At 72.5% G+C, this 12488-nt stretch carries 8 protein-coding genes; 6 read left to right on the top strand and 2 right to left on the bottom strand.

Annotated features, from left to right (window positions below):
- The first annotated feature begins 31 nt into the window (after nt 1-31).
- A complete protein-coding gene (locus tag Pla133_RS21065; protein WP_145068939.1) occupies nt 32-841 on the top strand; it encodes a DUF481 domain-containing protein in 810 nt (269 codons plus the stop codon).
- Between the two features lie 172 nt (nt 842-1013).
- Complete coding sequence (locus Pla133_RS21060) at nt 1014-3008, top strand: SO_0444 family Cu/Zn efflux transporter (RefSeq protein WP_145068937.1); 1995 nt, start codon at nt 1014-1016, stop codon at nt 3006-3008.
- Between the two features lie 69 nt (nt 3009-3077).
- On the opposite strand, the gene Pla133_RS21055 is transcribed toward Pla133_RS21060, so the two are convergent.
- On the bottom strand, nt 3078-3851 hold the full coding sequence (locus tag Pla133_RS21055; RefSeq protein WP_145068935.1) for an enoyl-ACP reductase FabI: 774 nt from the start codon (nt 3849-3851) through the stop codon (nt 3078-3080).
- 209 nt (nt 3852-4060) lie between these two features.
- On the opposite strand from Pla133_RS21055, the gene Pla133_RS21050 reads away from it, so the two are divergent.
- From Pla133_RS21050 to queA, 3 genes are all read left to right on the top strand, one after another.
- On the top strand, nt 4061-6676 hold the full coding sequence (locus Pla133_RS21050) for a hypothetical protein (protein WP_145068934.1): 2616 nt from the start codon (nt 4061-4063) through the stop codon (nt 6674-6676).
- Nucleotides 6677-7124: 448 nt separating this feature from the next.
- On the top strand, nt 7125-8426 hold the full coding sequence (locus Pla133_RS21045) for an MptA/MptB family glycosyltransferase (protein ID WP_145068932.1): 1302 nt from the start codon (nt 7125-7127) through the stop codon (nt 8424-8426).
- On the top strand, nt 8423-9481 hold the full coding sequence (gene queA, locus Pla133_RS21040) for a tRNA preQ1(34) S-adenosylmethionine ribosyltransferase-isomerase QueA (RefSeq protein WP_145068930.1): 1059 nt from the start codon (nt 8423-8425) through the stop codon (nt 9479-9481). The genes Pla133_RS21045 and queA overlap by 4 nt, the downstream gene beginning before the upstream one ends.
- A 13-nt stretch (nt 9482-9494) precedes the next feature.
- Here the strand turns inward: queA and Pla133_RS21035 are convergent, their stop codons facing one another.
- On the bottom strand, nt 9495-10121 hold the full coding sequence (locus Pla133_RS21035; protein WP_419191804.1) for a thiamine phosphate synthase: 627 nt from the start codon (nt 10119-10121) through the stop codon (nt 9495-9497).
- Nucleotides 10122-10495: 374 nt separating this feature from the next.
- Here Pla133_RS21035 and Pla133_RS21030 point away from each other — a divergent pair, with 374 nt between their 5' ends.
- A complete protein-coding gene (locus Pla133_RS21030; RefSeq protein ID WP_419191803.1) occupies nt 10496-12451 on the top strand; it encodes an FG-GAP repeat domain-containing protein in 1956 nt (651 codons plus the stop codon).
- Nucleotides 12452-12488: the final 37 nt, after the last annotated feature.

Below are 12488 nucleotides of genomic sequence, written 5' to 3'. Positions count from 1 at the left end.
CGCCCGTCGAAACCCACGACACCGCAATCCCATGTCCTTGATCCTCTCGGTCGCCAGCGCGGCGGCCCTGCTCGGCTCCGCCCAACCCCAGCCGACCGAGTACCTGCCGGCCTACGGCGCGCCGCTGCCCGCTCCGATCCTGACCAACACGGTCCAGGACGAGGTGCCCCACAACGTCTGGACCGGCGCGGTGACCATCGGCGCCACGATCACCTCGGGCAACACCGACCTGCGCCAGGCCAACGCCGACGCCAACGCCGAGTACCGGCGCGAGGACGACCGCACCTCGCTCGAGGCCTACTGGACCTACGCCGACGAGAAGGACTCGACGACCAACGTGCGCTCGCTGACCCAGCGCCAGGTCTACGCCAAGGCCCAGTACGACTACTTCTTCAGCGAAGAGACCTACGCCTACGGCAACGTGTCCGGCCTCTCCGACGCGAAGAAGGCCCTCGACCTGCGCCTGACCGTCGGCGCCGGTATCGGTCAGCAGTGGTTCGAGGACGAAGACAAGGCCTTCTCGACGGAGATCGGTGTGTCCTACGTGGACGAGAACTACAAGGTCGACTCCCAGGACGTCGACTACGCCGCCGGTCGCTTCGCGTTCAACTACCGCAACCAACTGAACGAAGAGACCACCTTCGAGCAGAACGGTGAGCTGCTGGTCAGCCTCGACAACGCCAACGACACGATCGGCATGCTCGACACGCGGGTGCGCACGAACCTGAGCGAGACCATGTTCGGTCAGATCCAGTGGGTCATGGATTACGACAACACCCCGGTGCCCGGCAACGACCGCCTGGACCACCGCGTCGTGCTCTCGATCGGCTGGACCTTCTAGGCCCCAGCGGGCCGGCTGAGGCCAGCCCGAGCCCCTCGACGCGTTCGAGAGGTTGAGATACCAGGGGCGGATCCCGCGCGGATCCGCCCCTGGTGGCGTTCGGAGCCCAGCTTGGATCGCGGCCCTCGAGCGGTGAAAGGTCCGCGGGTCCGGGCTACAACTACGGCCCCCCATGGACCGCTCGACCGTCATCGCCGCCCTGGCCATCTTCGTCGCCGGGCTGCTGGGCGGAGGCCTGCCGCTGGTGCGGTCCTGGTCTCCGCGCGCGCTGCACTCCCTGGTCGCGGTCAGCGCCGGGGCCTTCCTCGGCAGCGTGCTGCACGTGCTGGCCGACCTGGTGATGGCCGGGGGCGAGGGGTTGGACCACGCGGGGCACGGCCACGCTGGCCACGCCCACGCCAGCCACGGCCATGCCCACGGGGCGGGCAGCTTCGACGACGTGGGCCTGTGGATCGGCTTCGTGGCCGGGTTCCTACTGCCGCTCCTGCTGCGCTACACGGCGCCCGGGCGGCGCCTGGCCGCGGCCCACCGCGGCGATCCCCACGCCCTCGCCTGGCGTGTGGCCTTCGTCGGCCTCGCGGCCCACGCGACCCTGGCCGGGGTCGGCCTGGCGCCTCTGATGGGGGAGGCCGGCAGCGACCTGCCCTGGGGTCTGTTGGGAGCGCTGCTCGGACACAAGGCCGTCGAGGTCTTCTCCCTGGCGACGCTGATGCGCCTGGCGAAGGTGCCGACCGCCCGCGCGATCGCCCTGGTGGCGCTCTTCAGTCTGTTCACCCCGGGCGCCTTCCTCCTGGCCCGCGAGGCCTGGCTGACGTCCCTGGGCTCGGCCTCCTGGGCGGCGGGCATCGCCGGGGGCACGTTCCTCTACGTGGGCCTGATCGACCTGCTGCCGGAAGCCTTCCACGAGGCGGACAACCGGCTGCGAGCGGCGGCGCTGTTGCTGTTCGGCGCGGTGCTCGGAGTGCTACTTCCGGGCGGCGACCTGAGCGGCCTGGCCCAGGTGCCGGGTCTGGCCTGGGGCGTTTTCGTGGAGATGGCGCCCTACCTGCTGTTCGGTTTCCTGGTCGCCGGCGTGATCTCGGAGTTCCTGGACCCCAAGCGTCTGGAGCGCTGGCTCGCCGGTGAGGGCACGGGTTCGGTGGCCTGGGCTTCGGTGCTGGGCGCGCCCCTGCCCCTGTGCTCCTGCTCGGTGGTGCCGGTCGCGGCCACACTCCGCAAGGCCGGAGCAGGCCGCGGCGCGACCTCGGCCTTCCTGATCGCGACCCCGGAGACCGGGGTCGATTCGATCGCTGCGACCTACGGTCTGCTCGGCGGCCCGATGGCCCTCGTGCGTCCGGTTGCAGCCGTGGGTTCGGCCCTCGTCACCGGTCAGATCGTGGCCCTGTTCGCGCGCCGTGAGGATCGGGCCGGTCTCGCCCAGGCGGCGCCTGGTTCCGGGCCGGCGACGCCTGTCACGCAGGTCGAAGTCGGCGGCTGCTGCCACCCCGAACCGGAACCCGAACCGGAACCGCCGGCCGCATCCTGCTGCCACGCCGAGCCCGCAGAATCTGCGCCGTCGGACGGCCACGACCACGGCTCGCACTCCGAGCCTCGCTCGCGCCTGGGCCGCATCCTGCGTCACGGCTACGTCGACATGGTCGACGACCTGGCCTGGTCCCTGGTCCTCGGGGTGGTCGCATCCGGTGTGCTCGGCGCGCTGATCCCGGCCGAGTTCTTCGCCGATCCGCTGCTGCGTGGACCCCTGGGCTACCTGGTGATGCTCGCCATCGGCCTGCCGATCTACGTCTGCGCCTCGGCCTCGACGCCCGTGGCCGCGATGATGATCGCCAAGGGCCTCTCGCCGGGCGCAGCGCTGGTCTTCCTCCTGGCCTCACCCGCGACCAACCTCGGGTCCCTGCTGGTCGTCCGCCAATTGCTGGGCTCGCGGCCGCTCCTGGTGCACCTCGCGGTGCTCTCGATCGTCACCCTGCTGTTCGGCGCGGGCCTCGACCTCTTGTTCGGGCAACTGGGGATCTCGATCGTGCCGCAGATCGCGACCGCCGAGCACCTCTTGCCGCACAGCGTCCACATGGTCGCGGCGCCGATTCTCGCCCTGCTGCTCGTGGCCGCCGCCTGGCGCGCCCTCGTGCCGCGCCGCTCGGCGAGCGCTGTCGTCGTCGGATCCTGACGGGACGCCGCAGACTTCGAGCGCGAGCGGCCGCGCGCCGGCTCGTGCCGAAGCGCCGCCGCCGGACGCTCAGACGCCCATGATGTTGTAGCCGGCGTCGACGTAGATCGTCGAGCCGGTGATACCGCGGCTCATGTCGCTGGCCAGGAAGGCGCACACGTCGCCGACCTCGTCGGCGGTGATGTTGCGGCGCAGGGGCGCGCGGCTGGCGATGTGGTCGAGGATCTCGTTGAAGCCGGTGATGCCCGAGGCCGACAGGGTGCGGATCGGGCCGGCGGAGATGGCGTTGACGCGGATGCCGCGCGGACCGACGTCGTGGGCCAGGTAGCGCACGCTGGCTTCGAGCGCGGCCTTGGCGATACCCATCACGTTGTAGTTCTCGATCACGCGTTCGGACCCGATGTAGGTCAGGGTCACGATCGATCCGTTGCGGCCCTCCATCAGGGGCAGGGCGCGCTTGGCCACGGCAGTCAGCGAGTAGGCCGAGACCTCGTGGGCGACCTGGTAGCCCTCGCGCGAGGTGTCGAAGAAGTTGCCGCCGAGCTCCTCGCGCTTGGCGAAGGCCACCGCGTGCACCACCGTGTCGAGGTGGCCGAACTCGTCCTTGATGGCCTTCATGGCAGCGTCGATGTCGGCGTCGACGGTCACGTCGCAGGGCACGACGATCGAGCCGGGGAGCTCGCTCGCCAGGGCGCGCACGCCCTTCTCGAGCCGTTCGCCGACGTAGGTGAATGCCAGGCGCATGCCCTGGGCGGAGAGGGCCTTGGCGCAGCCCCAGGCCAGGGAACGCTTGTTGGCGACGCCGAGGACGACGCCGGTCTTGCCTTCGAGGAATCCGGTCACGCTGCTCTGGGCTGACGGTGGAGGGCGGAGGGGTGACGACCCGACGGGTCGGCGCGGGGATGTTAGCGCCTGGAACCCCTGGGCCCAGCGACCGGCCCGTCCGCTGGCGGATTCGCTCGGATGCAACGTCGGTGGAGCGGCGGGCCTCGACTCGATTCTGTACGAAGTCCCATTGCGAGAGCGGCTCGCCCGATCGCCAGGCTGGGCCCATGTTCGCGGAGACTTTCGGCGACCTGGACCCCCGCCGACTCGCGGAGCACCTGGCCTGGGCCGAGCCCCAGGTGGCGCTCGGGCGCCTGGTCGTGGGGGATCCCCTGAAACTGGCACCGCGGGCGTGGACCCTGTGTCGGCGCGCGGCCCTGGCCGCCTGTTCCGCCCGGCTGGCCGAGGCTACCGCCGTCGAGTTGGTCCTGGGCTGGCGCCTCGAGCAGGGCCAGGGCGATCCGGCGCGGTTCGCGGCGGCCGCCGCCCGCCGGGCCCTGCGGTGCCTGCTGCCCGAGCTGCGCGCGACCCTCGGCCCCCTCGCGAGTGGACCTCGCAGCGTTCGGGCCCTGCGATTGGCGGCGCTGGTGCAGGGCGTGCCATTGGACCCACTGTCGCGCCGGGCTCGCCAGCCCCTGGTGCGCCTGGTGGCGGACCTGCGGTCAGCCCTGTCGAGCTGGGACCCGCCGGCGGGCTTCGAGCGCGCGACCGACCGGCCAACCCTGTCGCGGGTCGCTGGCCTGATGCCCGAGGCGCGCTGGAGCGCGCGCCGCGAGCGCGTCGCCGGTGCCCTGTGCGAGGCCCGCCGTCGCCTCGCGAAGCCCTCGCCCCTCGACGCTGGCGCAGCCCGGGCGCAGCTGATCGAGCGTCGCCGACAACTGGCCCTGGCGCAGATCGACGGGCTGCTGGCCGAGACCCTGGCCCGCGTCGGCGGGGAGGAGAGCTTCGCTTCTTGGCGCAGGCGCCGCTGCCGCGGGAGTTGGCGCAAGTTGGCCCTGGCGCTCGACGATGGTCCGAACCCGCCCGGAACTCGCGAGCCCGCGCTCGCGGTCGCGCAGCGGCTGATCGCGGCGCGGGCCGCCCTCGCACCGCGTAGCTTGGCCAACGACCTGTGGCGCAGCCGAGTCCTGGCCGCCCAGCACGGGCCGCGCCGAGCCCTCGAGGCGCTGGGGGCCCCGGCGCGGACGGCGACGGCGCTCGAGCGACGGTCGCTGCTCTGCGAGCGCGTCGAGCTGCTGCTCGAGGTCGGCGATGTACGCGGCGCCCTCGCGGCCCTCGGCGCCCAACCGGCCGCGGTCGCGGGCAGCCGGCGGTTGAGCCGGCTCGACGCTTGGGCGCGCTGGGCGCGGGGCGAACCGGGCGTCACGTTGATCGATGTCCCGTGCCTGCCGCCGCCCCTGCGTCGGGCTCTGGAACCAGTCGACAATGCCGCTGTCTCGCAGCGCGACAGCGCAGCGGTCCCGTCGCACGCGCCCGTCGACGCGGCCGGCCTGGGCGCGGCGCTCCTGGCCTGCGTGGGGACCGACGGCGCGCTGGTGGAACTCGACTGCCCCCGCGATCGACCCCGGCACCCACGCGGCGGCTGGTCGCCCCTACCGGCGGGCTCGCCGTGGCTCTCGCGCCGCGACGGGGTGGATGGCGGCGCGCCCCAAGGCGCCCTGTCCCCCGAGGCGCGAACCCTGTTGTTGCTGCCTCTTCACGGAATCCACGGTGCGGCACTCGGCCACCTGCACCTGGAGTTCGAGCACCGCGTGGTGCCCGAGCCCGCGGTCCTGCGCCAGGCGGCCGACGACTGGGCGGGAGTTCTCGCTCGGCGGACGGGGTTCTTCTCGACGACGGTCGGAGAAGCGCCGGAGCCCGTCGCCGGAGCCGGCTTCGACCCCCGCGGGATGCCCGAACGCGTGGCGGATCGGCTGATCCACTCACTCGCTGGCCCGGCGCGTCAGTGGATCCTCGTGCGCTCGGGACGCGGAACGATCGTCGTCGCGGCGGCGACCCATCGCGCCCCGCCGCTGCGGATCTCTGCAAGCCTGGACCGAGCACTCGAATCAGCCCTCGACGCGCGGGCGCCGGGAGTCACCCGCGTCGGCCCGGCCGCGGTGGCCAGCCTGGCGCGGGACGGGTGCAGTCGCGGCGCCTGGTTGGTCGAGGCCAGGTCGGTGGCCGCAGCGAAGCGTCTAGCGGGCGAGCTCTGCCAGCGCTTGGCTCGCGCCAGTGCGGCCCTGGCCGCCGCCGAGCTGGCCGAGTTGGGTCGCTGCGAGGCAGGCGCGACGCCGTTGATCGGAACGGCCATGGGGGGGGTGCCCCTGGCGGAGTTGGAGCGCGGCGCGGATGACCGCGCACCGGATCGATCGCCGCCACCCGCCAGCCTGCGTCCCGAGCGCTTCCAGCGTCGCCTCGCCGGCACCCTGCTCGCCGTTTGCCGCGACCGCGGTCGCAGCGAGCCGCGCATCGCTGCGCCGCTCCTCGCGGCACTCTGGCGAGTTGCCGCGAAGTCGCCACCGCCCGAGCTGCGGCGCTTGGTCGAAGCGCTGCTCGACGAGTGTGAGACGTCGGCGCCAGGGCGCGACGATGCGCGTCGGGCTGCGGAGCGCGTCGGCCTCGTCTGGTCCGACCGCGTGGCTTCCCTCGCGCCCGATCCGACCATGGTGCGCGCCGCGTTGTGCGCCACCCGCACCGCGGGGGGGCGAATCAACAAGCGCGCGGCCGCGCGGCTGCTGGGCTGGGACGTGGGCACCCTCGCCCGCCGTCTCGCGGAGTTCGCTGCCGGTAAGGACGACGACTCGCATGTCGTGCGCTCCTCCGTGCGACGCCGACCCTCGGAACGCACGCTGCGGTCGTGACCGGCTCGAGACGCTGCGTCGGATGCGGCGCCTCAGCGATGGCGGCTCGACGCAGGGCAAGGGCGAACGGTCCCCCCGGAGGCGGGCGCTCCTGACAATTAGGGCCGCGGACATGAAATAGGGCCGCGGACATGAAGGGAGCGCCAGCGGTGTCCCCAGCTGGCGCTCCAGAGTGTCCATCTCCCATCAAGGAGATCCGATCGTCCGGGGCCCCCCCGGGTCCGGTGCGATCGAGGGGCAGGTGCCCCGGGCTAATGAGGGCCAAGCAGGGGCGCATCTAAAGGTGCGATTTCGGATCATTCGCGCCATGGCCCAGCCGCCGCGATCAGAACGCCCGCAAGCGGGGGCCGGTGCCCGGAAGTCGGGCGCACTTTTGGCGTTGTTGGCCCTGGCGTCGATCCTTGCGGCCGTCGCCGCGGTCTCCTGGGCGGGACCGCTGCACCGGCACATGGCTGCGCTGCAGTCAGGGCTGATGGCGGCCGGCGCGGCTTGGATCGTGGCCTTGGCCCTGGCACTGCGCGGGCGGAGCCTGTCCCTGCCCCTGATCCTCTCGGGGGCCGTGGCCCTGCGACTGATCGCGCTCACCGGCGACGCCCAGCTCTCCGACGACCAGTACCGCTACGTCTTCGAAGGCGCCTTGGTAGCGCAGGGTGTGAGTCCCTATGCGGCCGCGCCGGCCGATCCCGCCTGCGCCCCGTATCGCGAGTCTTGGCCCGAGCTCGCGGCGGGGATCGGGCACCCGGAGGTGAGCGCGGCCTACCCGCCCCTGATGCAGCTCTCCGCCGCCGCCGTGGTCGTCGCGGCCGGCGGCCCCGAACCCCCGGAGCGGGCCCTCTGGGCTCTGCGACTGTTCTACGCGTGCGTGGACCTTGCGGCCCTGGCACCCCTCGCCGTTCTGGCGCGACGCCGGGGCCGGCCCGTGGCCGCGGCCTGGGTCGCCTGGGGCTGGTGTCCGCAGGTGGTCCTCGCCTTCGCGGGCACGGGCCATTTCGATGCCCTCGGCATCGTACTCCTGGTCGGCGCCCTGGCGTTGTTCGATCGCGAGCGGGTCAACGCGCGGCTCGAGGCTGCCGGTCGTCTGCTGCTCGCGGCCGCGGTGCTCGTGAAGTACTTGCCGATCGTGGCCCTGGTGTCGTGGACGAAGCGGCGCATCGCCGTGGGGCGCTGGACCGTGGTCGCGGGGCTCGTGGCCCTGGGCAGTGCGGCGCCCCTGTTGCTCGAGGGCGGATCACAGGGCCTGACCGCCGGACTGCGCGAGTACGGCCTGCGCTGGGAGTCGACCAACGTCGCCTACCGCCTGGTCGAGCCGCTGTTCGAACCCGAGGGCCCGCTCGGGCGTGGCGGCCTCCTGCCCTTGGGTGGCGACTACGACGGCGCGCCGCGCGATCCGCGCCGGCTGGGTCGCATGGCCGTGGGCCTGGCCTTCGCCGGCCTCGCCCTCGATGGTCTGCGCCGGCGCCTGGGGCCGACCGACGCGACGGCGCGGCTCCTGTTCGCCTTCGCCCTGCTCACACCGACCCTGCATCCCTGGTACCTGACCTGGATCGCCGTGACCCTCGGGCTCGCGCCGCGCACGGCGGCGGCGTTGTTGGTCGCCGTGGCGCCGCTCTTGTACTGGCCCCTCGAGGGCTGGCATCGGGCGGGGGAGTGGAGCGAACCCGGCTGGCTGTGGCCCGCGGTGCTCCTGCCGTGCATGCTCTTCGCCCTCGTCGAGCCCAGGCTCCCATCCTGGCTGCGACCGATCCGGTGAAGGCCTCCGACTTCGACTACGACCTGCCCGCCGAGCTGATCGCCCAGCGGCCGACGGCCGAGCGGGAGGCTGCGCGCCTCTTGGTGCACGACGTCGGGCGCGACGCGACCTCGCACCGCACCGTGGCGGACCTGCCGCAGTTGCTCGAGTCCGGCGATCTGCTGGTGGTCAACGACACCCGCGTGCGGCGAGCGCGCCTGGCCGCGCGGCGGCCGGGGGGCGGGCGGGCCGAGGTGCTGCTGATCGAGCGCGAGGCGGGCGCGCGAGCGATCTGGCGCGCGCTTGTACGACCGGCGGCGCGGCTGCGACCGGGGATGGAGCTGACCGTCGAGGGCCACGGCCTGCGTTTGGTCGCGGTGGAGCGCGCCCGCGACCACGGGGGTGAGTTGGCCCCCGAGTGGCTCCTGGAGCTCGTGGCCGACGGCGAGGACGAGGAGGCGGCCATCGAACGCGCCGGATCCATGCCCCTGCCGCCCTACGTCGAGCGCGCGGCCGACGAGCAGGACGAGCGGCGCTACCAGACCGTCTACGCGCGCAGCCTGGGTGCGGTGGCCGCGCCGACGGCGGGCCTGCACCTGACCGAGGCGCTGCTCGCGAGCATGGAAGCGTCCGGCGTGCGGCGAGCGACGGTGACCCTGCACGTGGGCCCGGGGACCTTCCGCCCGGTCGAGGTGGAGGACGTCGAGCGCCATCCGATGCACGCGGAGCGCTTCGAGCTGCCAGTCGCCACCGCCCGCGCGATCGACGAGGCCCGCGCGCGCGGCGGGCGCGTGGTCGCGGTCGGCACGACGACGGTACGCGTGCTCGAGTCGCGTGCCACGTCCGCCGGCGGCGTGGAGCCCGGCTCGGGCTCCACCGACCTGTTCCTGCGGCCCGGGCGCGAGCTGCGCGCGGTGGACGCGATCCTGACCAACTTCCACCTACCGCGCAGCACGCTCTTGATGCTGGTCGCGGCCTTCGCCGGTACCGAGCGGGTGCTGCGCCTGTACCGCGAGGCCGTGGACGAGCGCTATCGCTTCTACAGCTACGGCGACGCGATGTTCCTGACGCGCTGACGGACGCGAGCCGTCAACCCAGGGCCGCGCGCAGCTCGCGGGCCGCGGCGGCCGGGTCGGGGGCGTCGAGGATCGCGGCGCCCACCGCGACCCGCGCGCCCGGGGCCAGTGCGCGCGCGAGCTCCGCGTCGATGCCGCCGATGGCGAACAGCGGCCAGCGGCTGCGAGCGGCCGCTTCGCGCGCGAGCTGCGGCCCCAAGCCCCGATCGAGTCCCTTCGTGACCGTGGGAGCCACCGGGCCGAATCCCAGGTAGTCGACGGTCATCGAAGCGGCGCTGTCGACCTCGGCCAGGGAACCGGTGGACCAGCCGATCAGTGCCGTCGGGCCGAGCAACCCGCGGGCCACATCGGGCGGACAGTCCGCCTGGCCCAGGTGCACCCCGGCCACGCCCTCGGCGGCCAAGGCGGCCGCCACGTCGACCCGGTCGTCCACGGTGACCAGGGGGCGCGACCCCTCGGGCAACTCGGCCGCCAGGGCCAGGACCCGCCGGGTCCAATCCACCAGGGGCCGGGCGGGCGAGGGACCGATGCGATTTCCTGGGAGTTTGACCCGCACCTGGACCAGGTCCACCCAGGGCAGGGCCCGGGCCAGGGCGGCCTCCGGATCGGGTGCCGCCAGGGCCTCCGGGGTGAAGATCAACAGCGTGCGCGACCCCAGGAGGGCCGTTCGGGGCCCCTCGGGTGCCCCCGGGCATGGCTGGCCGCCGGGGTCGGGTCGGGGTCGCGATCGCATCGGCGGATTGGATGGAACCGGCGCACCTCGGGCCAGGTCGAATTGCCGGTTCGCCCAGCCCGGACTACGCTTGGGGGTCGCTCTCAGGCCCGGGTCTGGGAATCCGACCCCACCGGACGCGCATGGGCCGGGGTGGCCGTGTCAGGCCGAGACACGACCCCCCGAGGCTCGCAGCGGTCCGGGCCCTGCCCGCCGTCGACGTCCCCAGGGCCGTCCGGCCACCGCGCCCCCCCGTCCGCGTCCATTCACGTCCCGTCCACTCCCACAGAACGCCCCGACCCATGCGTCGATCGAACTACAGCGCCCTGCGCGCTCTCACCACCGTTTCGGCCCTCGCGGCCTTCGCCTCGCCGGGCCTGGCCCAGCAGTTCCAGTGGACCGCGGGGACGATCCCCGGCACCCCCCGCTGGACGGAGGGCGTCGAGGCGGCCGACGTCGACAACGACGGCGACCTCGACCTCTTCTTCGCCGACGGCGACGGCTTCTCCAGCGCCAGCACCCAGCGCCTCAACCGCCTGGTGATCAACCAGCTCGAGATCGCCGCCGGCCAGTTCAACGACCAGTCGAACATGCGTCTGGGCGGGACCAGCAACGCCAAGATGGCGGTCGCGGCCGACGTCGATGCGGACGGCTGGGTCGACTGCCTGTTCGCCAACGCGTTCAACACCGACCTGCCCTTCCTCTACATCAACCGCGGCGCGGCCCAGCCGGGCTTCTACGACGAGGAAGGCAGCACGCGCGGCCTGACCACCGCCTACTCGTCCGCCAGCGCCAACTTCGGTGACCTGGACAACGACGGCGACCTGGACCTGATCATCTGCGACTCGGGCAACAGCTTCCTGGGTGGCGCCGGCGACCGTCCGCACCTGTTCTTCAACGACGGCGCGGGCAACTTCACCGAGAACGCCGCCGCGCTGAACGCGCCGATCAAGGCCGCGCACATGGACGTCCAGTTCGTCGACATCGACAACGACTGGGACCTGGACTTCTTCGGTCCGAACCGCGCGAGCAACTCGGGTGGCAACCACTACCTGATGCTGAACGACGGGGCGGGCAACTTCACCAACGCCTCGAGCCTGCTGCCGAACACCTCCAGCAACGTGTACGAGGCCGAGGTCGGTGATCTCGACGGCGACACGGACATGGACATGTTCTTCGTCAGCCTCGGTAGCTTTTCCGAGGGCGCGGTCCGCAACAACTTCGTCGAGAACGGCGGCACGCTGAGCTTCACCGCCGGCGGCACCCTCGGCACCGGCGACGACAACGAGATCTCGCTGCTCGACTACGACATGGACGGCGACCTCGACGCGATCGTCGCGGCCCTGGGTCAGTCGAGCGAGAAGATGGTCCGCAACAACAGCGGCAACTTCGCGCTGGTCAACGGCGTGTTCGAGAACATCAGCGACTCGACCCTCGACGCCGAAGTGGCGGACCTCGACAACGACGGCGCCTACGACGTGATCACCGGCCAGGGCGAATCGAGCTCGGGCACCTGGGAGAACAAGGTCTACTACAACGGCGGTCCGGTCGACTCGCTCGCGCCGATCGTCGCCCGCGAGGAGGCCCTGGTGGCCCCCACGCAGAGCGGCCCCTGGGTCGTGCGCGCGCAGATCCGTGACCAGGTCATGGAAGACGGCGAGACTTACGTCTCGGCCGTGGCCAACTACTCGGTCGACACCGCCTCGGGTTCGATCGGCGGCTCGGTCGCAGCTCTCGACATGAGCGGTGGCATGTTCCGCTTCGCCATGAGCGACACCTCGGGCGGAGCGGGCACGCAACTGTGCTACTCGCTGACCTTCACCGACTACGCGGGCAACCAGACCACCACCAGCCAGGTCTGCGTGGCCCTGCCCGGTCCGGTCTGTGGTTACACGAACTACGGCGTCGGCGCCGGCGGCGCCAACGTCCTCGGCCTGGCCGGCGTCGGCACCCCCGCAGTGGGTGGTTCCGCCAGCCTGGACACCACCGGCATGGTCAGCGGCACGGCCTTCCTGAGCCTGGCGATCTTCGACGCCTCGCTGCCGATCCTCGGCGGCACGGTGCTGGTCGACCCGGGTACGCAGGTCACCACCTTCTTCGTCGGCGCCGTCGGCAGCACGGCGAGCTTCTCGACGCCCCTGCCGAACGACCCGGTCCTGGGCGGCGTCGCGCTGCACTTCCAGTCCTTCGAAGTGGACGCAGCTCAGTCGGCGGGTATCGCCATGAGCAACGGCGTGAAGATGACGATCTGCCCGTGATCCGAGCCGCGCGGGGCGCGCTGGCCGCTCGCGGTCG

This window comes from Engelhardtia mirabilis (assembly GCF_007748095.1).
Taxonomy (GTDB): domain Bacteria; phylum Planctomycetota; class UBA1135; order UBA1135.
Note: the sequence above shows the minus strand (reverse complement) of the source record. Positions and strands in the feature narration are given on the sequence as shown.

Bases quoted from the DNA above. Each gene is read 5' to 3' on its own strand.
- Pla133_RS21045 (WP_145068932.1), top strand. From the start codon at position 7,125: ATGGCTGCGCTGCAGTCAGGGCTGATGGCGGCCGGCGCGGCTTGGATC.
- Pla133_RS21050 (WP_145068934.1), top strand. From the start codon at position 4,061: ATGTTCGCGGAGACTTTCGGCGACCTGGACCCCCGCCGACTCGCGGAG.
- Pla133_RS21065 (WP_145068939.1), top strand. From the start codon at position 32: ATGTCCTTGATCCTCTCGGTCGCCAGCGCGGCGGCCCTGCTCGGCTCC.
- Pla133_RS21060 (WP_145068937.1), top strand. From the start codon at position 1,014: ATGGACCGCTCGACCGTCATCGCCGCCCTGGCCATCTTCGTCGCCGGG.
- Pla133_RS21030 (WP_419191803.1), top strand. From the start codon at position 10,496: ATGCGTCGATCGAACTACAGCGCCCTGCGCGCTCTCACCACCGTTTCG.